Annotated in this window: 20 protein-coding genes; 8 read left to right on the top strand and 12 right to left on the bottom strand. The window is 36.0% G+C overall.

Going from position 1 to position 23,032, the window contains the following annotated elements; translation table 11 throughout:
* Window positions 1-298 precede the first annotated feature (298 nt).
* Window positions 299-1,840 carry a TerC family protein gene (locus tag D7V20_RS01140; RefSeq protein ID WP_120382518.1) on the top strand — a complete coding sequence of 514 codons (1,542 nt, stop codon included), beginning with the start codon at window positions 299-301 and terminating at the stop codon, window positions 1,838-1,840.
* A 185-nt stretch (window positions 1,841-2,025) separates the two neighbouring features.
* On the opposite strand, the gene chrA is transcribed toward D7V20_RS01140, so the two are convergent.
* The 3 genes from chrA to D7V20_RS01125 form a co-directional block, all read right to left on the bottom strand.
* A complete protein-coding gene (gene chrA, locus D7V20_RS01135) occupies window positions 2,026-3,387 on the bottom strand; it encodes a chromate efflux transporter (RefSeq protein WP_120382517.1) in 1,362 nt (453 codons plus the stop codon).
* A complete protein-coding gene (locus tag D7V20_RS01130) occupies window positions 3,353-4,285 on the bottom strand; it encodes a chromate resistance protein ChrB domain-containing protein (protein ID WP_120382516.1) in 933 nt (310 codons plus the stop codon). The genes chrA and D7V20_RS01130 overlap by 35 nt, the downstream gene beginning before the upstream one ends.
* Before the next feature lie 342 nt (window positions 4,286-4,627).
* Window positions 4,628-5,485 (bottom strand): alpha/beta hydrolase family protein, encoded by an 858-nt coding sequence (locus D7V20_RS01125; protein ID WP_120382515.1) that lies wholly within the window; start codon window positions 5,483-5,485, stop codon window positions 4,628-4,630.
* A gap of 139 nt (window positions 5,486-5,624) precedes the next feature.
* On the opposite strand from D7V20_RS01125, the gene D7V20_RS01120 reads away from it, so the two are divergent.
* Complete coding sequence (locus D7V20_RS01120; RefSeq protein WP_120382514.1) at window positions 5,625-6,083, top strand: hypothetical protein; 459 nt, start codon at window positions 5,625-5,627, stop codon at window positions 6,081-6,083.
* Between the two features lie 93 nt (window positions 6,084-6,176).
* On the opposite strand, the gene D7V20_RS01115 is transcribed toward D7V20_RS01120, so the two are convergent.
* Both D7V20_RS01115 and brnQ read right to left on the bottom strand, forming a co-directional pair.
* Window positions 6,177-6,413 carry a hypothetical protein gene (locus D7V20_RS01115; protein WP_120382513.1) on the bottom strand — a complete coding sequence of 79 codons (237 nt, stop codon included), beginning with the start codon at window positions 6,411-6,413 and terminating at the stop codon, window positions 6,177-6,179.
* Window positions 6,414-6,980: 567 nt separating this feature from the next.
* On the bottom strand, window positions 6,981-8,273 hold the full coding sequence (gene brnQ, locus D7V20_RS01110; protein ID WP_120382512.1) for a branched-chain amino acid transport system II carrier protein: 1,293 nt from the start codon (window positions 8,271-8,273) through the stop codon (window positions 6,981-6,983).
* Between the two features lie 343 nt (window positions 8,274-8,616).
* On the opposite strand from brnQ, the gene map reads away from it, so the two are divergent.
* The gene (map, locus tag D7V20_RS01105; protein ID WP_120382511.1) at window positions 8,617-9,411 is read left to right on the top strand and encodes a type I methionyl aminopeptidase; all 795 of its coding nucleotides are present in this window, start codon (window positions 8,617-8,619) and stop codon (window positions 9,409-9,411) included.
* 672 nt (window positions 9,412-10,083) lie between these two features.
* Here the strand turns inward: map and D7V20_RS01100 are convergent.
* The 4 genes from D7V20_RS01100 to aceR all read right to left on the bottom strand — a co-directional run bounded on the left by D7V20_RS01100 (window position 10,084) and on the right by aceR (window position 14,441).
* Window positions 10,084-11,259: a benzoate/H(+) symporter BenE family transporter gene (locus D7V20_RS01100; RefSeq protein ID WP_120382510.1), complete on the bottom strand. Its 1,176-nt coding sequence runs from the start codon at window positions 11,257-11,259 to the stop codon at window positions 10,084-10,086.
* Window positions 11,260-11,685: 426 nt separating this feature from the next.
* Window positions 11,686-12,339: a leucine efflux protein LeuE gene (gene leuE / locus D7V20_RS01095; RefSeq protein ID WP_120382509.1), complete on the bottom strand. Its 654-nt coding sequence runs from the start codon at window positions 12,337-12,339 to the stop codon at window positions 11,686-11,688.
* A gap of 136 nt (window positions 12,340-12,475) precedes the next feature.
* On the bottom strand, window positions 12,476-13,462 hold the full coding sequence (gene tal / locus D7V20_RS01090) for a transaldolase (RefSeq protein ID WP_120382508.1): 987 nt from the start codon (window positions 13,460-13,462) through the stop codon (window positions 12,476-12,478).
* Window positions 13,463-13,550: 88 nt separating this feature from the next.
* Window positions 13,551-14,441, bottom strand: a complete 891-nt coding sequence (gene aceR / locus D7V20_RS01085) for an HTH-type transcriptional regulator AceR (RefSeq protein ID WP_120382507.1) — start codon at window positions 14,439-14,441, stop codon at window positions 13,551-13,553.
* Window positions 14,442-14,833: 392 nt separating this feature from the next.
* Between aceR and aceI the strand changes: the two genes are divergently transcribed.
* The 5 genes from aceI (at window position 14,834) to D7V20_RS01060 (ending at window position 20,336) form a co-directional block, all read left to right on the top strand.
* On the top strand, window positions 14,834-15,256 hold the full coding sequence (gene aceI / locus D7V20_RS01080; protein ID WP_120382506.1) for a chlorhexidine efflux PACE transporter AceI: 423 nt from the start codon (window positions 14,834-14,836) through the stop codon (window positions 15,254-15,256).
* Window positions 15,257-15,514: 258 nt separating this feature from the next.
* On the top strand, window positions 15,515-17,566 hold the full coding sequence (locus D7V20_RS01075) for a hypothetical protein (protein ID WP_120382505.1): 2,052 nt from the start codon (window positions 15,515-15,517) through the stop codon (window positions 17,564-17,566).
* 140 nt (window positions 17,567-17,706) lie between these two features.
* Window positions 17,707-19,422: an AAA family ATPase gene (locus D7V20_RS01070; protein ID WP_120382504.1), complete on the top strand. Its 1,716-nt coding sequence runs from the start codon at window positions 17,707-17,709 to the stop codon at window positions 19,420-19,422.
* Between the two features lie 217 nt (window positions 19,423-19,639).
* Complete coding sequence (locus D7V20_RS01065; protein WP_120382503.1) at window positions 19,640-19,831, top strand: hypothetical protein; 192 nt, start codon at window positions 19,640-19,642, stop codon at window positions 19,829-19,831.
* A gap of 118 nt (window positions 19,832-19,949) precedes the next feature.
* Complete coding sequence (locus D7V20_RS01060) at window positions 19,950-20,336, top strand: 5-carboxymethyl-2-hydroxymuconate Delta-isomerase (RefSeq protein ID WP_120382502.1); 387 nt, start codon at window positions 19,950-19,952, stop codon at window positions 20,334-20,336.
* A gap of 96 nt (window positions 20,337-20,432) precedes the next feature.
* Here D7V20_RS01060 and thiM read toward each other — a convergent pair whose 3' ends face one another.
* From thiM to D7V20_RS01045, 3 genes are all read right to left on the bottom strand, one after another.
* On the bottom strand, window positions 20,433-21,296 hold the full coding sequence (thiM, locus tag D7V20_RS01055; protein ID WP_120382501.1) for a hydroxyethylthiazole kinase: 864 nt from the start codon (window positions 21,294-21,296) through the stop codon (window positions 20,433-20,435).
* 10 nt (window positions 21,297-21,306) lie between these two features.
* A complete protein-coding gene (locus tag D7V20_RS01050; RefSeq protein WP_120382500.1) occupies window positions 21,307-22,461 on the bottom strand; it encodes a hypothetical protein in 1,155 nt (384 codons plus the stop codon).
* Between the two features lie 265 nt (window positions 22,462-22,726).
* Complete coding sequence (locus D7V20_RS01045; RefSeq protein ID WP_120382499.1) at window positions 22,727-22,990, bottom strand: hypothetical protein; 264 nt, start codon at window positions 22,988-22,990, stop codon at window positions 22,727-22,729.
* Window positions 22,991-23,032 lie beyond the last annotated feature (42 nt).

Below are 23,032 nucleotides of genomic sequence, written 5' to 3'. Positions count from 1 at the left end.
CGACACTCATATACCTTGCAATATATACTAAATTTCATTGTTAAACTTGTCATAGTCATTTTAGGCCATTTTTAGACTAAAGTTGAATGATTTTTTATATCTTATGATTGTTTGTGCACGCTTTGCTAAATTTATGAAATACTAAAATGTAAATTTTTCATGAAAAGTAATTACAAATCTTAGATATTGTGCATAATTAAACTAATATTTTTGAAAAGGTATCATTCATGGATCCGTCGCCGTGTAGGTTAAACTTATTTTTGTCTTCTTTATATAATAATAGGCAGGAGATCTAATAATGGAATTTTTATTAGACCCTGGTATTTGGGTTGGCCTTTTAACCCTGATTGTTTTAGAAATTGTACTGGGGATTGATAACCTCGTATTTATTGCCATTCTTGCAGATAAATTACCTCCTGAACAACGTGATAAGGCTCGTATTATTGGCTTGTCTTTAGCTTTATTGATGCGCCTAGGTTTATTGTCTGTCATTTCTTGGCTGGTTACATTAACCAAACCTTTAGTCTCCTTTGCTAATTTTTCATTTTCTGGAAGAGATCTAATTCTCTTATTTGGTGGGTTATTCCTTGTTTATAAAGCAGTAACAGAACTGCATGAAAAAATGGAAGGAAAGCCAGAAGTTAAAAGCACTGGTGCAGTTGTTTATGCAAGTTTTTGGGCAGTTGTTGCTCAAATTATCGTACTTGATGCGGTTTTCTCACTGGATTCAGTGATTACAGCGATCGGTATGGTGGATAATATTTATGTGATGATGGCTGCGGTGACCATTGCTGTTATTGTGATGTTGATTGCTTCAAAACCATTAACCAGCTTTGTCAATAGACATCCTACAGTCGTGATTCTGTGTTTAAGCTTCTTATTGCTGATTGGGGTGAGTTTAATTGCTGAAGGCTTTGGTTTCCATATCCCGAAAGGTTATATTTACTCAGGTATTGGTGTTGCGATTTTAATTGAAGCATTTAATCAGTTTTCAAGTCGTAACGCAGAAAAGCATGAATCTAAAATCCCTTTGCGTCATCGTACTGCAGATTCAATTCTCAAAATGATGGGAAGCAAATTAGACGCCGATTTGTTGCAAACACCTGAAGCCTTGGCTGCACAAAAAGCCTTTGGTGATGAAGAGCGTTATATGGTGGGTGGTGTTTTAACGCTTGCGGAGCGTTCTGTAGCATCGATCATGACACCACGGAATCAAATTTCATGGATCAACCTTGAGGATGATCCTGAAAGTATTCGTCAGCAAATACTGGCAGTGCCACACAGCTTATTTCCAGTGTGTCGTGGACAATTGGATAAAATTGTTACTGTGGTACGTGCAAAAGAGTTAATTGATGCTTTAGATGAACCTGAACAGCTGAGTGTTTTATTGAAACGTCATCGTCCAATCTTTATTTTTGAAAAAATGAAGGTGATTGATGCGATTCATACTTTAAGAACGTCTAAAGGTTCTTTGGTTTTGGTGAGTAACGAGTTTGGTAATATTCAGGGTTTGATTTCGCCACTGGATGTATTTGAAGCGATTGCAGGTGAATTCCCTGACGCCGATGAGCAACTGGAATTGATCAAATTAGATGAAACCACTTGGAAAGCTTCGGGAATGTTAGATCTATATCAACTCGAACTCGAGTTAGGAATGTTGGATCTAGTTCAAGAAGATTCTGGTTATTTCAGCGTTGCAGGTTTAATCTTGGATAAGACACAGGGTGAAGCTAAAGTCGGTACGCAGATCGAACAAGAGGGTATTTGGTTTGAAGTTGTTGAGATGGATGAAAATCGAATCAAAACAGTCAAAATTACCCGTCCTGAACAGTTCGCTTAAATTCGCAAAGACATGATATTCATCATTTAAATATAAAAAATGCCTCATTCTTCGAGGCATTTTTTATTGCGAGCAGTATATGAAGTGAGCGTTTAGCGGCTTAGGCATATTTTTAAACAAATTGTTATTGATCACAAATGAGTGGGATTCGTTATTCTTACTCATTTAGACATTTTGAACGTATTTCAAAACAACATTTGAATGATGAGACCTGTCAGTGCAGATAAAGCAATCACTCTTAATACACTTTGATTAAATTTAAATAAGGCGAGCATAGCCAAAATCGTAATCAGGGCAGCAATATAATCAAATGAACCTGCAAAGCCTTTTGGCCATAATACGTGATACGCAAAGAATAATGCTAAATTCAGAATGACCCCGACAACCGCAGCAGTAATTGCAGTTAGAGGTGCAGTAAATTTAATTTGGTTATGTGTCGACTCAATGATTGGCCCGCCAGCCAAGATAAATAAAAATGAGAATATAAAGGTAAACCATGTCACGATCACTGCGCCGAATACACCCGCAATGAATTGTGATTCACCCAAGACTTGATGGCTATATGCACCAATAAAACCGACAAATGCAACCACCATAATCAAAGGACCAGGTGTGCTTTCACCGAGCGCTAAACCATCAATCATTTGGGTCGGGCTGAGCCAATGATAATAATTAACAGCACCTTGATAAACATATGGCAAAACCGCATAAGCACCACCAAAAGTCAACAAGGCTGCTTTAGTGAAAAACCAAGCCATTTGCGTATAGGTGTGATGCCAGCCAAAAATGTAAAATAGACTTATGAGTGGCACACTCCATAATATAGCGGCGATGATGATAATTTGGGCAAGACGTGACCATTTGAATTTGGCATGTTCTGGAATAGGGGTATCATCATCGATAACAGCTTTGCCATAGGATTGATGACTTGCTGAATGTGTTTGATGTGAAAATAACTCAGGGTACTTTTTACTGCTCAAATAGCCTGTTAAAGCAGCCAGTAATACAATGATTGGAAAAGGAATATTAAAAATAAAGATCGCAATGAATGCCAATGCAGCGATAAACCACAGAAACTTATTCTTTAATGATTTACTGCCAATACGATAGGTTGCATGAAAAACAATGGCTGTAACGGCAGGCTTGATACCATAAAATAATCCAGCGATTACTGGAACATGACCAAATTTAATATATACCCAAGAGAGTGCAATTAAAATGAACAATGAAGGCAACACAAATAGAATTCCAGCAATTAAACCGCCTTTGGTTTTATGCATGAGCCAACCTATATAGGTTGCCAATTGCTGAGCTTCTGGCCCGGGCAACAACATGCAATAATTCAAAGCATGCATAAACCTCTTTTCAGAAATCCATTTTTTCTGCTCAACAAGTTCTTGGTGCATGACAGAAATTTGACCTGCTGGGCCGCCAAAACTAATAAAACCGAGTTTAAGCCAAAACAATACTGCCTGCCAAAAACTGATGGTTTCAGCTGTCGTTTCATTATCTTCAGTGCTCAAGTGATTCTCCAAGTAAATCTGCATATAAACCATCAAAAATATGATTTGAGAGTATTAAGAGTTGGTCGTCGTCTAAAATCGTGGTTTTTAAGCCATGTATAACCTTTTCAAAACCGACAGCTTCAGCAGGTTCGTGACCACCGATATCAAGGTAATGAACAATTTCGGCAATTTTATTTAGTGCGGGATCAATTTGGTTGAAGCTATGCATTAAAACTTCGAAAGTCACAAAGCAATCGATATGAGTGAATTTTGCACCATCGAAGTCGAAACCAATCGCATCGGAAGGGCAATCCGTTGGAGAAGCTAACCATTTGAATTTAGCATAAGGGTCGATGAACTTTTGAATCAACCATGCTGAAGCAAGTCGATCAATCCATGGGCGTTTGCGGGTTGCCCAAACTCTATTTTGAAAATGTTCAGCTTGTAATACGTGTATGGTTTGCAAGCTTATCTGAGGTTCATGAATCTCCCCTAAACGGACGATTTGATATTCAAGCTCATTCAATGCTTGAATCGATTGTTCCTGTATAGGTTGTGGGAAATAATCGATTTGCATCAATTGATTTAAGCTTTTCTTTAATTTTCTAATGTGCTTTAAATGTTCATTTTTTTTGGTCACATCGAGTTCATTTTCAAGCATTTTTAATTGCTTTAAAAAGCTTGAGTATTCTTCATTGCGATCGAATAATTTAACCAAATCAATATTTTCAGGGCAGTGGCAATTAAAAATATAAGCTTTACCTTGTTCGCTATGATGATCTTGAGAAATATCATCAAACTTATTTGCATGTGTAGAGGGTAATAAATAGACACCATCTCTAAGTGTAGCTGCACCACAATTTTTGATAGATCTCCAAACTCTCATCCGTGTTGCTGCACTTTCTGTGGGGAGACTTGAAATAAGCAGGGAAATTTTCATGTTATATATTCTACAAACTTTGTATGTAACATAACATATTTATAATTTTTGAATAGAATATTAAAGAATAACCATAGTGCTAAATATGTTAATCAAAAGTTGAGATTGGACAAGAATGCTTAACTTCAACGTGGTTCTAACTTAATAGATTGTTGTTACATGAATATTAATGCACATCAATTGAGAAAATATAATTATGTTAGCCATATGATTTACTTAAATATATTTAATTTTTATTGGATTTTTTGGTTACTTTTTTGATGAACTTTAAGAAGAAATTTTTAAAAATAAAAAGAGCACTTAAACAGGATTACGTATTTAAGTGCTTAAAACCAAAATGGTTTAGTTAAAAATGGTTTTAGTCATGAATGGCCATAAATTCTGATGTGATTTCCTAAACATTAACATATGCCCAATGGCTTTATGATCATGTGCTTGGGGTTTGAGTTCAATCATATCCGTGGTTGCATTGGGGTATAAACGCAATAAGTCTTGAACATTGGCTTGCGTTGCAATCTCATCATCAGAAGACCAATACACGGTAATTGGACATTGGATCTCTTGATGGAAATCCTCAAAAATAGTTTTACCAATCGCATTCATGACATAGCCAGGCTTACTGCAAAATTGCGCCCATTGCTTGGCTACTTTTTTAGGGAGGTTTTCGCCCATTCCCAACATTTTGGTTGCGCCATAGCCCTTGAAAAGGCTAGAAACTGGAAAGATCAAATTAAACATAACAGGGGCTAATTGTTTAGTACGACCTTTTAAGCCCTTGATGTGTCCAGTTGAGCCTGAAATAGCAATCATTTGTGCGACTTTGTCATAATTAGGCACCACACCAAGGAGCTGTCCACCTGCACTATGACCAATCAGAGTAACTTGTTGTTTACCAGTTTTTGCAAGTAACGCTTGAATTGCCGCTGGAATATCCAGTTGTCCCCAGTCTTGAATGCTTGCATTTGATTGACGTATTGGACCATGCAAAGACGCACCAATACCACGATAATCAAAGACTAAAACATCTAAATCTTGTTCTGTAAGCCATACGATAAAGTCATGATAAAAGCCTTGAGTAATACCTGTTGCAGGGCAGACCAAAACAGGTAGCTGTTGAGTTGGATGTTTCGCCTTGTAAAAACGTGCGCTTAAGCCATAGCCATCCGCACAACTTATGGTTAAATTTTCAAAAGTACTCATAGTGAATCGATAACGTTTAAAGTTATGTTTACTTTAAATGAGTTCCAAAAAGAAACTAAATTAAAATGTGACTAAAAAGTCATTACGTTCGAATAGTTTAGGTATTAAATTTGAGCGTTAAATAAAATAGGACAATAAAATGAATGTTTATCTTTTACCTCTTTCTGTCAAATTAGCATTATTATTCAGTGGAATATATTTATTGGTTGGTATGCTGACAGGGGTGTGGAAGTATTATCAAATCAGTCGTTCTGAATTGGCAAGAGCACATTATTATGTAGATATTGCTCATCGTAGTAGTTTACTTTATGCACCTGCAACGCTGATTTTGGCAGTGATGGCATATTGTTCTACATGGTCAGAATGGGTAAATTTAGCTTTTATTACGATTAATTTAATTTTCTTTACATTTGCAATCGTGAGTTATGTCTTACATGGCTTTTTAAAAGATACAACGAATCAATTTAAACAACCGCATCAATTAGGAAAAATTCATTTACCTAAAATACTCATGCGTATGGCAATGATTTTATTGGTGCTTGGCGAAGTGATAGCAACAGCAGGGCTGTTATTGGGCATGTTTAACGGATTGTTTTGAGTGATGATTAAATTTTTTGTGTTTGATAATTATCGTTTTATTTTTTCCAGTATCTTATGTTCACGATAAAGATGGATGCTTTGCATCCATCTTTTATTCTGTAATTTTTGCAAGCTTTCGTGATTTATGGTCGACAACATCCCATACATAGAAGGCTGCTGATACGACTAGAGCATAAGCGAAGAATTCAGGTTTTAAGTTGCCTTGAATTAGCCCATGAATAAACAATGTTGCTAATAGTGCCAACGTAGTGCTTAAATACGTGACCATTTTTTTGTTTGTCTTCAAAGAATTAATGAAGACTTGCTTATTGAAATGTATTGGTAACATCTCCATACCTCCTGTCTGCTCGACAAAAACCTAATTGTTTTGGTCTGGATTGGTTTATTTAGTTGTACCACATTTAATTATTATTTCAAGTCAAAATATGACTATTTTCATAAATAAATGTGACATATTTATGACAAATTATGAATATTCCATTTATATAAGAAATATGTTTAATAAATATCCGATTATAAAGGTGGTCTATATTCAAAATGAGATCTGGTTATCATTATAAAATACAATAAGTTGCTTAGCCATGAAAGAGGGCTAAGACCAAAGTTTATGATTTAATAAAAATTTTTCAGCTATAAAGAGCGTTCACGACGATGAGAAATTAAAATATATTTGTAAATGTAAAAATTTGTGTCTATGGGTGAGTAGTTGCTTTACTTGATTAAAATTTAGATAAAAATTACAAAGAGATTTGCTCATTTCCGAAACGAATAAGTTCACAAATTGATGTATAAGTGTCGCAAACAATAATAGCCAGTTGGGTAAACTTGACAATTATTGATCACTTTTAAAAAATGATTTGGGTAAAATCAAATTTTAAGGACGTGTTAAAAAGATTTATTTTTTAACTTTATCGATTACGACACAAATCATTAAGATAATTAAAGATGGTATTAGCCATGCTAAGTTTTGTTCATTTAACGGCAAGTTTTGGATGATTGCAGGTAAGCTGTCTTTAAAGCTGGTGACTTTAATACCTTCAATAATACCGAAAATAAATGAAACTGCTGTTACTGGTGCAATGACCAAAGATGGGCGGTTAAATTTTTTCCAGAAGAAACTGAGGACAATCACAACAATTGCTGGCGGGTAAATTGCACTTAAAACAGGCACTGAAAAAGCAATGAGCTTGGTTAAACCTAGATTAGAAATGACCAATGAGAATAAAACCAAGATAACCACTAAAATCTTATAAGGAATTTTAAGTAATTCTGAGAAATATTCTGCACATGCGCAGGTTAAGCCAATCGCAGTGACCATACATGCAATAAAAATGAGCGCTGTAAGGAACAATGAACCTAAATCGCCAAAGGCATGTTGTACATAGGCGTGGAGGATGACCGCACCGTTTGCAGCATTAGGCGCAACATCATGGCTTCCTAAACCCAATTTAAACAGGCTTAAATAAACCAGTGTTAAACCAACACCTGAAATTAAACTTGCGATGACTGCATATTTAGTCACCAGTTTTTTGTCAGTCACACCACGTGAATGAATCGCATGAATAATGACAATACCAAAAACCAATGCACCCAAAGTATCCATGGTAAGGTAACCATTAACGAAACCTTCAGAAACTGGGCTACTGACATAATTATTAATTGCAGGAGAAATTGAGCCTGTAGGGGTGACCAAAGCTGCAATACCTAAAATAGCAAGTGCAATAATTTTTAATGGTGCAAGGATATGACCCACAGTATCCAATAATTTATTTGGATAGAGTGAAACTAAGGTCACAAAAGCAAAATAAATAATACTGTAAATCAGCAATGATGAACTGCTATTGCCAAAATAAGTTGAAAAACCGATTTCGTAAGAAACAGTTGCAGTACGTGGGGTTGCAAACAAAGGTCCAACTGACAGATAACAAACGACAGTGAGTAGTAAACTGGCGACTTTACCCAAAGGTGAACTTAAAATTGCAATAGAACCTTCAGTTTTTGAAAGTGCCATGATGGTGAGTACAGGTAAGCCAACAGCGGTGATCAGAAAACCAAAAGCTGCAAGCCATACATGTTCACCTGCTTGTTGAGCAACAATAGGTGGAAAGATAATATTACCAGCCCCAATAAATAAGGCAAAGGTCATAAACCCTAAAGCAATAATATCCTTTGTACGGAGATTCGTCATAAAAGGAGAGGTTGGAGAAACAAAAACAGTGATTTTAGTAGAAAAGTAGTTTTTTTTGTATTTTATTTTATAAATAACATTCCAGAACTTTATAAATTTTAACCAATTAACCATATGAGTTATATTTATGTAGATGATTAATAGCTTAATTTAAATTATTAGCATGATCAGTGTGTTGGAAAATATTTCAGTACTGTATCGATAGGCTATTTTTGTTTATTTCTCTTATTTTGTGAATATTGTGGGATGTTTCACATTGTAAAGTTCTATACGCTTGACAAGAAAAAGCACAATCACTCTATAAAAAGCTTATAATGCTTGCTCACTATTGCGGACAGATACGATGAAAGCTTCAACGATCACAATTAAAACTGAAAACGACCTTGAAAAATTACGAGTGTCTGGGCGTTTAGCTGCGCAGGTTTTAGAGATGATCGGCGAGCATGTTAAACCGGGTGTGACGACGGAATACTTAGATGATTTGTGTAATGATTTTATTGTGAATACATTGAAAGTGATTCCTGCCAATGTAGGTTATTATGGTTATACCAAAACCACATGTATTTCTCCAAATGAAGTGGTTTGTCATGGTATCCCTTCTAAAAATATTGTTTTGAATGATGGTGATATTATCAATATCGATGTTGCGATCATTAAAGATGGGTATTTTGGTGACACGAGTCGGATGTACTATGTCGGTACAGTAAAACCAGAAGCCAAAAAATTGGTGGAAACAACTTATCACGCAATGTTAGCAGGGATTCATGCAGTGAAACCTGGGGCGACATTGGGGGATGTGGGTGCTGCAATTCAACAGGTTGCTGAGCAAGAAGGTTACTCGATTGTCCGTGAATATTGTGGTCACGGCATTGGTAAGGTTTACCATGAGCAACCCAATGTTTTGCATTATGGGCAAGCTGGGCAAGGTTTAATCCTTAAAAAAGGTATGGTATTTACCATTGAACCGATGGTGAATGCAGGTAAGGCGAAGGTTAAAGAACTTAAAGATGGTTGGACTGTGGTGACTGCTGATAAATCTTTATCTGCGCAATGGGAACATATGATTGCGGTAACGGATACAGGTTTTGAGTTGTTATCGCCTTGGCCAGAAGGTACTGGCATTTATCCTGAAATCTAATCGATATACAACTTTGGTCTAGGAATTTTGATCCGATAATATTTTAATTGTTTTTATATCTTATGTTTTTGCATTAATTATCACATTTTTATTCAATCAATTTAATTGGGTATCTTTTTTGATGTGATAAAAATACTGTTTAATCGTTTTTATGTATTTGTTTAAATAATGAACGGTGTGTATTATTCCTTTCAGATTCTAGCTGTAGTTTCTACTTTATTTGACTTATTTTAAGTTTCCAAGCTTACTCATCTTAGGGTAAGCTTTTTTTTTCTTGAAATTTATAATATTTCGCAAAAGTTCATAATAGCTTGTACAGCCTTAATTATGATGAAAAGTTTGAATAACTTTGCATTGGCCTTTGTCACTTTGAAGGATCAAAGTAACCAAAATCCCTTGTTGGACAAAGGGGATTTCCTTATCTCCCTTGTCCAACGGCGGCTTCCATGCCGCCTAACACGATAGCAATACCACGTATAGCCAAGTCGCGAAAAAATCAAAAGCAGTCTTCTTTAAACCAAACTTATAATATTGATTGGTACTAGCTTTCACTTTATAACTTATCTCGTATTAAGATTACCCAAAATACAACATAAATTTAAAAGATTTATTGAAATATTCAAACAAGAGTAAAAAATATTTATATAAATGATTTGTATAATTGTTTATCCATCATTTATTTTGAGTTCTAAAATTTAAAATAAATGACACAACAAATCCGAACAATAACCCCCAAAATGCTGAACCAATGCCAAAGAATTGCACACTTGAAGCGCTGAATAAGAAAGTTAGTAAAGCTGCTTCACGGTCTTTCACTTCATAGAAGGCGATAGCAATGTTGTGGCTAATCGTTCCAAAAAGTGCAATTCCAGCAAGAGCAACAATAAATAAGTGCGGAAAAGACATTAGTAAACTGGTGAGTGTTGCTGCAAAAAGCCCCATGAGAATATAAAAAAATCCGCAACTGATACCTGCGATATAGCGTTTAGATGGATCTGGATGAACTTGATCATCTAAGCTTACTGCTGCACTAATCGCAGCAATATTCACGGTATAACATCCAAACGGTGCTAAAACAGCCTGAGTTAAACCTGTCCAACCGATGAGTTGATTGACGTGGGGTTGATAACCATAGCTTTTAATCATGGCTATACCTGGTAAATATTGGGATGCCATATTAATCACGAATAAAGGTAACGCGAGTCCAAACAAGGCTGACCATGTAAATTCAGGCGTCATCCATACAGGTTTTGCCAAACTCCAATGTAAAATAGGTGTGTGGAAATCCATAAATAAAGGGCAAAGGAGAATACCCACAATGACTGTAATGACAATGCAATAACGTGCCCACAAACGCTTAGAAATAATATAAACAGCAAGTAATGACAAAATAAATTGCCAATCATTTTGCATACTGGCAAATAAGGCGATCCCAAACTTGAGTAAGACACCTGCAAGCATGGCGCTGGTTAGACTTTGCGGAATATAGGCGAGAACTTTTTCAAAAATCCCCAAAAAACCTAAAATAGCCGTCAATAAACCACACACTAAAAAAGCACCAATCGCTTCGTAGAGCGTGTAGCCGCTGGCGGTGGCAAGAATTAAAGCAAGTCCAGCGGTTGACCACGAGGTTGCTACAGGATATTTAAATTTCCAAGACAGAATCAGCCCTGAAAGACCAATACCTAAGCCAAGTGCCCAAAACCAAGAAGTAATTTGTTCAGGTGTTGCGCCAAGGAGTTGAGCAGCTTGAATAACGAGAACAGCAGAAACACTGATACCAATTAAAAAAGTAATAAAACCTGCAAATACCGCAGGGATAGAAAAGTCTTGGATTAGTTTTTGCATGATCCCTAGCTTTCAAAAATTGACTGAATGGTAGAAAATTACACTAATCATCATACACGGAACGATTTGCGGCTTATAGACAAAATCTTAAGATCATGCAATTTAAACATGAAATTTTCTAATGAACAGGATTAAAGGATTTTATGTATGTTTAGATACTCATTGAAAATCAATAGATTCATGATTTAAATCTGAGTGCTTAGTCGATGATTTTGATGCAATGTTCAATCAATTGATCATTAAGTCTGTACTTCCAAACAGTATTTAAATTGAATTGAAGTTTTGCAATCGATTGAAAATTGAGACTCGTTCAAATAGAGCAGGATTTTATGTCCGTATTCAATAAATTGAATTCATTAAGTATAAGTTTTTAAATGTAAATTTAAAACTTAAACCTTCAAATTGAAGCGATTCAAAATCGCTAACTTACATCGTCGATGTCGCCAGTTTTAATCCAAAACCACAGAATAATAGGCCGACACATGCCACACTTACAGCAGCAACTTTATAACGACGATTAAAGAAGTCTGCTAGTTTTATTCCAGAAAAAATAAGAATAGTCAGATAAGCCATACTGATGATTTGTAAAATAACAGAGAGAACAGCAAAACTCACCGCAGGATAAGGATATTTCGGGTCGACAAATTGAACAAAAAAAGACAAATAAAACATAATCGCTTTAGGATTGAGCAAACTAATGGTGAGTGCTGTTCTAAAGGGATGAAACTGTTCTGTCGTTGTAGAATTTGTTGAAATAGTTTGAATATTCTTGGGCTTATTCATCCATGTTTTGGCACTGGCGATGAGCAATCGAATACCGAGATACGAAAGATAAGCAGCCCCTGTAATTTTGAGAATAGTAAACAACCAAGGAAAAGTATGCAGTAGTGACGCAGCACCAAAGATTGTGCAGAGAATGAGAATTAAATCCCCTGTAAATACACCTAAAGCACCGATATAACCAGTTTTAATACCAAATCGAGAGGCAATAGACATTACATAAAGCGAGTTTGGTCCTGGCAAAATTACAATAAAAATAGCCCCTAGAACATACGTTGTAAGATCGGTAATACCAAACACAGAACACTCACTTAATGTATCAAATAAATAAAAAACCGAGCCAGTATCATAACAAACTCGGTTTTAAATTGTGAGCAATTTTAGTGCATTAATCCACTAAATTGAGGTGTTGATGATACCTTCAAAGTTGAAAGCATTAATCAATAAAATCTGCTTCTAAACCAAAAGATTGACGTAATAATAAGGCCAATTGTTCACGTGCTTTAATAAAGCCATCGATACCACCTTGCAGCAATTGGAACGCCATTAAATCGCTTTCAAGCTGTTGTTTAAATTCAGCCTTAGAAATTTCTTGGTATGGCTGATCAGCAGTATTGTTATGCTCAGTTTGTAGTTGAGACTCGACCACACGGTGATCTTGCTCAAGTTTTTCAAGTAATCCAGGTGCAACAGTAAGTAGGTCACAACCCGCCAATGCAAGGACTTGGTCTACACTACGGAAGCTTGCACCCATCACCTCAGTTTTCACTTGATACTGTTTATAGTGATGATAAATCTGCTTAACAGACAGTACGCCCGGATCTTTATCAATTGGGTAGCTATCTACATTTTCAGCTTTTTTGTACCAATCTAAAATTCGACCTACAAATGGAGAGATGAGAGTCACTTTTGCATCCGCACAAGCTTTGGCTTGGTGCATACCAAAGAGTAGGGTTAAATTACAATGGATACCTTCAGCTTCTAGTACTTTCGCCGCTTGAATCCCTTCCCAAGTCGATGCAATTTTAATCAAAATACGATCTTGTTCGATACCATAGGCTTTATACAGCGCCAATAATTCTTTCGCTTTGGCAATGGTTTCATCGGTATCATAAGAAAGTGCAGCATCTACCTCAGTTGAAACACGTCCTTCAACCAGTTTTAAAATTTCTACACCGAGTTTTACGGTGAGGATATCGATGGTACGATCAATAAGTTGGTCGAGTTGATAACCTTCTTTTTTCGCTTGATCATAAGCATCTTCAATCAGCTCACGGTTTTCAGGTTGTTGTGCTGCTGCTGTAATGAGTGAGGGATTTGTTGTTGCGTCTAAAGGACGAAATTGTTGAATAGCGTTTAAATCACCTGTATCAGCAACAATAGTGGTTAAGCGTTTTAATTGATCTAATGCAGATTGTGTCATTGCCGTTGATTTCTTAGTTAAAATATTTGTGATTTATTTATAACACAATGCAAATTTAGCAAAAGTGAAAAATAGTCTGAATTCGATATTATTTTGTATGAATTCTTTGTTTTCTGATGTGATTAATCAAAAAACGAGCAGCTAATCCGAGATTACTCTCTTTATTCCAAACAATATCGACGTAATATTCAAATTTTGGTGTGAAATCGAGCAAATCAAGGATTTTTAATTTTTTCCTTAATTCAGGATTCTCATTCATCATTTGTACTGGTAAAACGCCCCAACCAAGTTTTTTTAAAATGAGGGAGCAGGCAGAGTGATGATTATCTGTTCGCCAATAATTTTTGGAATAGAGCAATTCAGGTTTGACTGTTCGATCACGACTCGCGACCACAATTTGTAGGCTTTGTAAGATTTGTTCAAAACTGACTTGGCTATGCTGTGCCAAAGCATGCTCAATAGCCGCCACAGGAACTAAAGTTTCTTTCTTAAATTCGACAAATTGTTCACGACTTTCCAAAAATTCACGTTCAAACATGAGTGCGAGTTGCGCTGTTTGGTTAATCAACATTTTCAAAGCGTCTTCTTGCGGTGCAGTAAAAATATTGATTTGTAAGGTTGGAAAATGTTCGGCCAATAGCGCCACATATTCCGTCCAATCGGTATGGATTAATTCTGAAACCACCACAATATTGAGTGCAGACTCTAAACCTTCGCTGAGTGCAATCGCTTGTTGTTTCCATTGATTCATTTCAACCAGTAATTGTTCAGTCTTCTCAAATAAAAAATGTGCATGTGCTGTAGGAATAGGTTCACGACCGACTCGATTAAAAAGTTTCAGATTTAAATCAATTTCTAAGTTAGCGATGGACATACTCACTGCGGAAGGTACTTTGCCTAATTTTCGAGCCGCAGCAGAAAATGAACCTGTTTCCATCACGGTCTTAAATATATTCAACTGCTCTTGGTTAATATTCATGATTATTCTCAAACATGCTTTGTTTTATCTTTCAATCTTGGTTTATCTTTCAATAAAATTGAAAGAATCTGACTCGATTAATCAATATTATAAAAATATACTGCACCTGTCGAATTAATATCTTGCAAAAGTCAAAATGATCGAAAATTAAGATTGAGAGTCCCTTCTCTTGCGCCATATATGGCTCAGGGAGAAGGTTAGGATGAGGGAGATTTATCATATAAATCCTCTCCCTAACCCTCTTCTTTATAAAGGAGAGGGAACTTCCATTAAAAATAAATGTTCATCAGAACTCGACTTATCGCAAGAAGTCTAATCAATATCTGTCTTTATATGATGAACAAATCGTCCATATATAAGTCAGCAACGTAAAGAAAAGTGAGTATTTTGAAATGGTGATTTCTAAAAGAAGGATTATTCATGCTTTGAGCTATGAAATCATTCTATTGGTGATCATAGCGATTGCATTGAGTTTTATTTTTGAAGTTCCAATGGAAGTGACTGGAACTTTAGGTGTAGCCATGGCGGTGACATCTGTAGTTTGGAATATGATTTTTAATCATTTCTTTGAAAAAATTGAGCAAAAAAAGAAGTTTAAGCGAACCATTAAAATTCGTATTTTACATGCGATTGGTTTTGAAGGCGGCTTAATGCTTGCCACCATTCCAATGGTCGCTTATGCGATGGAGATGAGCATCCTACAAGCGATTCTGCTGGATTTAGGCATGACCAGTTGTATCTTAGTTTATACCTTTGTTTTCCAATGGTGTTATGACCTGATTGAAGAACGAATGGGTATAAATGCCGTTTGTTAGATGGGTTTAGATCCTTTATTGATGACGTAATGATGGCGCAACTAAAATCATTTTGATGCTTTTAATATATGGTTTAGCTTATGCATCTTCAGTGATGCATAAGTTGTGTGAAGTGGCTGCATTAAAGCATTGAATGTAAAAATGCACTGTGCGCGTAAACAAAAAATTGCAAAAGATAATCAAATGTAATAGGTCTTGTGATGTGGTTATCATAGAATAAGCCATTCATCGGCATGATATGAAAGATCGAGGCAAATTATGGCGCAGTTAATCTCGCATGAGCTGCAAAATAACCACCAGCTTGCTGCACAAGATTTGCTTCTGATTTCAACTGATTTGCGTCAAATTTATTTGGATCAGCTTTATTTTTTTAAAAATATTACGCCTCAAAACTTTTTTGAAATCAATAAAACGAAGTTGAGTCTCGGGGTTGCCAATCAGCTTTTGCAGATTTCTTTAGATGAAACTTTAGGTTTGCAATTTAAATTGGTACTGGAAAATCGTCAATTAAATGCAGATCATTTTATTCGCTTTATCGCAGAAGAGATTTATTTTTATAGCAATCGATTTTATGATTTTCATCCGACAGATTTAAAAACCAAAACACAACTTCTAAGACAGACGTTTATTGAACAAGTCTTTGAATGGGTTGATGGCGAAAATCGGGTAGAGCAGTATTTATATAATATTCAGCAGACTGAGGCTTTAAAAATAGATCAGTTGCTCATCAAATATGGTTATTTTGATTATCCCTATGTTTCTGAATTTGCAAAACATGGCAAAGAAATTCCACTCGCTGTAGAGATCAATATTAAACACTTACTTTTAATCAACTCTGTGTTGGGAAGTGAGTTTTTAGCGGTAAATGAATTGATGCCTAAATTGCATCAGCTGAGTTTTCAATTGCATCAATTTATACCAGCACATTATTTACGGATTTTTAAGATTTTCCATTCAGAATCTTTGCAACTTAAAGATATTTTGCAACATTTTAACAGTTATCAATTGTTGGCCAAACATGCAATAGAACAACCGCATTTGCTTGCTTATGCCAAACTGATGCAACGAGGTTATTGGCAATATCAAGATTTACTGAATAAACAACATTTTTTAAATGCACAAACGGCTTACTGGGATCAAGATTTAATTCTTAAACGACCAATTTGCCAGACCAAACGTAGTGTTAATTGGTTGTTTAAACAAGATGCTTTGGTGAATGATTGGATTGCTGAACATGTCAATCATGTCAGTACTCGAATTAGCATTACAGCTTTAAGTTTTATGGATACCTCTAAAATTGATGCACAAGTGATTGTCAGTGTATTGGCGTTTTTTAAAAATATTTCTGCAAGATTATTTGTCATTGAAAGTTATGCCTTTGCAATACAAAATCAATGGTTGGATCATCCTAAAAATGATCGTTATGTTTTATATCAAAAAGAGACGCAGCCGCAAAAAAATCGAAAAGTCATTGCCAATTCTTATTTATATATCGAAGAATGGTTAGACTTCACCGCTTTGATGACTGATGAAAATCCCCAGTTATACAAAAAGATTTTTAGCAAAATAAATCGTGTTATGCAGGCATTTATGCTTTTCTTGCAAAATATTGTCCACGATTTACCGAAGGAGTTACTCAGTTTTATTCACTTAGAACATCAGCAACATCCTGAGTTTTTTAGACTATTACAAAAATATCAAATCAAAGTCGAAGATTTCCGCAAAGTGTTTAAGCATGTTCCAACACGCAGAATACCAATACACAGTATTTTTGATAGTTTCGTCTTAGATTATTTAATGGACTGCTTTAACCAACAACGTGGCATTGCTAAAAATGTTACATGGCTAGGCTTATATCACCAAGCTGAACGTTGGCATGAGCAAGTGTATTTTGATGAAACATTGTTAAGACTCAAACAACAGATTGATATTGAAGCTTGGGATCGTGTTTCACCGATGCAGAAAATCTATTTTGAAGGCTGGTGTTATGAGGAGCTAAACAGTTTAAAACGAATTATTCAAGAATCGATCATCTTTAAACACTGTCTAGCTTTGTCGTATAGCAAACCGATTATAGAAAGAGAATATGTGGCTTTTCATATGTCGAATATTGAAGATCCGAGCCAAGAGTTTACTTTAGGTTGTCATTATCAACTTGGACAATTGTCTTTCGATCAAATTCGGTTGCCGAATAATCAAATTCCCGATCAAGCATATATGTTGCAGGCAATGCGTTTTATTCACGATGTAAATCAACATTTAAAGTGGAAATCAAGCATTCAACCGAATGAAGAACTGGGCAATCTATAGGATTGACTGGCCTTTTATCGGGTCATAATCTGTCGTGAATATCGACGAAATATGATCAGATCGTAGCATTCTACTTAACATTTTGAATAAAAATCGTTAGGCTATAGCCGTCCTATCCTGCTGAGCTAAAATAGACTGTTATGAAACAAGAAACTGCGCTAAAACTAATGAAAGCGGGTGAGAATGTCTTTTTGACAGGTTCCGCAGGTGCAGGAAAAACCTATACCTTGAATCAATACATCAATTATTTAAAAGCTCGAAAAGTACCTGTAGCGATCACAGCTTCAACAGGTATTGCTGCAACGCATATGAATGGCATGACCATTCATACATGGGCAGGGATTGGAATTAAAGACACACTTTCAGATGACGATCTGAAGCGAATGAAAGAGCGAAAATACTTAAAAGAGCATTTAGAAAATGCCCAAGTGCTCATTATTGATGAAATTTCGATGTTACATGCCAAACAACTGAATTTGGTCAATCAGGTTTTAAAATACTTTAAAGAATCTGATGATGCCTTTGGTGGCATTCAAGTCATCGCAGCAGGTGATTTCTTTCAGTTGCCGCCTGTGGGTAAAAACAGTGAGCAAAATCGAGATAAATTTTGCTTCATGTCCAATGCATGGGTCGAAGCAAAATTTCGCGTGTGCTATTTAACCGAACAACACCGTCAGGATGATTCTGCGCTGAATGATATTTTGAATGCGATCCGTGCGCAAAATATTCAGCAACAGCATATTCAAGCGCTGCACAATACACGACACCAAGATATTGGTGAGACTTATACACGTCTATATACCCATAATATGGATGTTGATAGCATTAATTTTCAACATCTGAATGCAATTGAAGGTGCAGACCATCAGTTTGTTGCAGTAACAGATGGTAATGAAAAACTGATTGAAACATTAAAGTCTTCAGTGCGTGCCCCAGATGAATTAACACTTAAAAAGCATGCCAAAGTCATGTTTGTAAAAAACAACTTCGATATGGGGTATATCAACGGTAGTTTGGGCGAAGTTGTTGGTTTTGAAGAAGATGATGAAATGGGGATGTTGCCTAAAGTCAAAATGACCGATGGCACAACGTTATTGGTTGCGCCTGAAACATGGTCTGTAGACAATGAAGGTGGCAAAACTATTGCCAGTTTACAGCAAGTTCCGTTACGCCTTGCTTGGGCGATTACCATTCACAAATCACAAGGCATGACTTTAGAAGCGGCTGAAATTAATCTCAGTCATACCTTTGAAAAAGGGCAAGGTTATGTGGCGCTGTCACGACTTAAATCAATTCATGGTTTAAGGTTGCTCGGATTTAATGAGCAGGCTTTGGAGTTAGACAGTTTAGCTATAAAAGCAGATCGCCGTTTTCAAGAGCTTTCCAATGAAGCCGAACAGCATTATGCAGATGCAGACTTAACCCAACAGCACAATGCATTTATTCGTCATTGTGGTGGGACATTGAATGCGACTGAAATTGAGCGTAATGAAAAGAAAATTGCTCGAAATGCAGGTAAGACCAATTATGCTTCTGCAACGTTGGATGAAACACGTGAGTTGTTTGAAAATGGTTATGAAATCCAAGACATTGCTGTTGAGCGGGGTCTTACTCCAGCCACCATTATTAACCATCTCGCTCGTTTGCATCGTGAGCAGAATTTAGATATTTCTGTAGCGAACCCTGGCGAAGAAGTGGTTGAACAAATTCGTAATATTTATAAGAAACTTAAAAAGCGTCAAGACCCAAGTCATTTTAGTGATGATGGTGCAATTAAGTTACGTCCAATCGTTGAATTGACCAATCCTAAGATGGGTTATGACCAAGTGCGTTTAGCTTTACTCTTTGTTGAATGATTATCGCAAACCAAGTATCACAAACAATGATCGCCATAATCTAAGTCTAAATGAGTATAAAAAGGTCAAAGTAGCAGAAATCTTGTATTTGAATGGCGAGTTTATGTTTGAAATAGTGTGATTCATGTAACATTAATTGTCATTAGTTTGATGTATTTTTTATTTGAGACTAAACTATAGTCATATTGTGGTCACTCTAAATAGGGGGGTAACAAATATGATTATTTATGATGGCGAGCAAGTATTTCCTGAACGTGCCGATAGCTTCAAGGCCTTTTTAAAAAGATACTTGATCGAACAGGATGGTGAATACTTATTAGAAGAAAAAGCATTTATTTACGACAGCGATTGTGACGAGTTTCTTGAGCACGACATACAAGAATTCTATGAATTGTGGCTCGTTGCTTAGAGATATTTAAACCACCTTCGGGTGGTTTTTTGTTATTGAATAGAGCAAGCTAAGCATTCTTTTGTGTAGAGAACTGTTATAATTTTTTGACTATTCACAGTTCGTAGTCACTCATCTCATGCCACAAATGTTTATTGATTATTCTGACAATATTCAGAATTTAGACAAAAAGAAGCTTATGTTAGGTTTAAATCATGCTTTGTTTGATACAGGCTTGGTTGGACATGAACATGATATCAAGTCCCGTATCCAAGAGGTTACAGATTATTTGATTGGCTTTGGCGATGAAAATGGAGAGGAAAGTAAGCAAGCCTTTATTTTCGTACGCTTACAAGGTCTCAGTGGTCGGACAGAACAACAAAAAGATTTAATGACTGAAAGCTTATCGCAATTTCTACAATCTTTTCAAAATTACTCAGCAGATGGCTTAGAGATTCAACTTTGTGTCGAATTTGCTGAAATGCCGAGAGAGATTTATAAAAAAGTGATCGTCAAAGCAAAATAAACTGAGTGGGGCAAGCACTAAAAAATGACCGCTTGCCCATTTCAAACCTGTATTTCTATTCTTAACTGGAAAATAGATCCATCTTTGAAATAGGAACTATTTTAAAACCTGAATATCTGCATATTGCACAATTTTATCAGCACTCATGTTATGGATTTCATCCAAGAACGCGACATTAAAACTGCCGACACTTTGTGATTGCTCGAAAGCTAATTTTCCAGCAATCGCAAAGTGTACATGTGCAGAGATTGTGGCAAAGCTTGGTTTTGTTACCGCACTATAAGCCGCGATTAAAGCACCAAGCGCACAACCCGTCGCCGTGACTTTAGGCTGTAAATAGCTTCCACCATTGATTTGAATCACTGCATTTAAGTCTTTGCTCAGGATAAAGTCAGATTCACCTGAGATCGCAACGCATTCACAATGTGCCAAAAGTGGTAAAGCTTGTAAATAAACTTGATTGCTTGATACCGTACTGTCTACACCTTTCGACTCAACTTGATTACCAGCCAGGGTACTGATTTCAGAAGCATTGCCACGAATAATGGTTGGATTGAGTAAAACCAGTTGATCTGCCATGTCGCTACGCCATTTTAAAATTGGGCCATAGCCAACAGGGTCAAGGACCCACGGTGTGCCTTTTGCAGTAACCGTTTGTGCAGCAATTTGCATTGCTTGCATTTGTTCAGTGGTTGGTGTTCCTAGGTTGATACTCAATGCGGCCGCAATCGAAGCAAAACTTTCAGCTTCAAAAGGATTATCAATCATCGCAGGAGATGCACCTGCGGCAAGTAAAACATTGGCAGCATAATTCGCTGCAACACTATTGGTAATACAATGAACCAATGGCTGCTGGGTTTGTAGTTCAGTCCATGCTTCGACTACTTTTTCTAAAATCACATCAGTTTGGATATGACGCTGATCCAGTTGAGAACTCGAAATATTTTCAGGATGATTCATTGAAAAGTCCTTACTGTGTAAAGTAGTGGTCTTGATGTTTACAGTTTCGGCAAAATAAAGTCACATAATTTTCTGCATCATAATCCACAGTTAATTCATTTGAACCACAGTACATACAGCGTTTTTGTGAATAAAAATTTAAGCGTGATTCTATCTTTTTCCAAGACTTCCAAACAGGTTGAAAGAAAATATTTTCATCGTAGCCTAAAAAACGATAAAAAAGGATTTCACTCATACGGCTAAAAGGAATATTTGGAGGACGAGGCAGTGTAGAGGTTTCCCATTTTTCAGCCAAAGCACGCTCACGATATTGTTGAACCGTCTTTTTTAAAATATTGGTATTGATGAAATTATCATTTCTCACTTGTAATGCTTTGTTCTTATGGAGATATTCAAGTGCTGTTTGAATGAGGTAGAAAATTTGGCCTACAGCTAAGCTATCCATGAGACGATAACAAAACGCTTGGAAATTTTTATTTCCAGAAATTTGAATCCCCCAAGTACGACAATAGTGTTGCGTGAATTGTACAATCTCTTGATACAACACCACATACAACGCATTTTTGACTTCTTCAGCCGTTTTAAACGGAATTCCTAGGCTTAAATTTTCATAAAACCAATGGCGTAACTGGGTAGTAATACTAAATAGGCTTGGTTCTGAGTAACCATCTAAACGGACATTGACATAATATTGATGTGCATCATCACTAAAGTCTTTTGGCGTGAGCACATTATCTTTAACCAATTGATTTAAAAGTTGACTTTGAAAATAGTAGTTCGGTGTAATAGGGTGATACTTAATCACTTCCCAATCGATAAATTCCTGATGTGTTGTATTTTCATGTACTTGATTATCTAAAATACTCAATAAAAACAATTTATGTAAAAAACTCAACTGATTTAAATCAAACTCGAAATGATCTTTTTTCTGATATTTTCGGGCTTCTTGCAGGCGTGTTTCTTTAATCAGTTTTTTACGCTTGTTTTGACAAGTTTCACAGTGACAGGTGTGTTGTTCATTTTGAAAAACTTGGTGGTTACAGTGGCTACACTGATGAAAACTAACTTCTTTTTCAAATTCCTCAGCTTCTACATAGTACATGCTTGCCTGACACAATGGGCAATAGCTACTTTCATCGAGCTGTTTTTGCAAAATTTGAAGCATAGTTGAATATTAAAAAACATAATTTTTGATTATACACATCTATATGGAGGAAAGCTGATGAGTGAAAAGCAAAGTTTCATTAAATTTATTATTTCATATCCTATCAGCTAAGACTGCCGAGTTTTTATCTGAATAGTTTTTTGCTGTGCATTTTTAACGACAAATTTAACAAAATACAATGGTGCCTTTTAAGATGGGCAAATAGAATCAATTGAACATTCTATTTACCATCTCAGTCCATATCATTGATGAAATGAATCAAAAATTAATAAGCCGCAGGGCATGGTAATTCTGAATCCTCAAAATGATTCATTTTGGCTTGAATTAAAGCTTTTGCTTTTTTATGGGATACTTTGTGCAGTCCTAGTGCATCATATTGTCTCAAAATAGCACAGACATCTTCTTTTTCTAAGGGGATACCTTCACAGGTCATAAACATGGCAATGACTTGATGATCAATTTTTGCGGCATTCAACATTTGTATCGTTTTGATATTATCAATACGGACAATATGGTCTTTGAAAATCATGTTGCACCTCATTATGTTGTTTGATTCACTATTGTGCCTGTT

It is taken from the genome of Acinetobacter rongchengensis, from assembly GCF_003611475.1.
GTDB classification, from domain to species: domain Bacteria; phylum Pseudomonadota; class Gammaproteobacteria; order Pseudomonadales; family Moraxellaceae; genus Acinetobacter; species Acinetobacter rongchengensis.
This window is presented reverse-complemented; position numbering and strand designations above follow the sequence as displayed.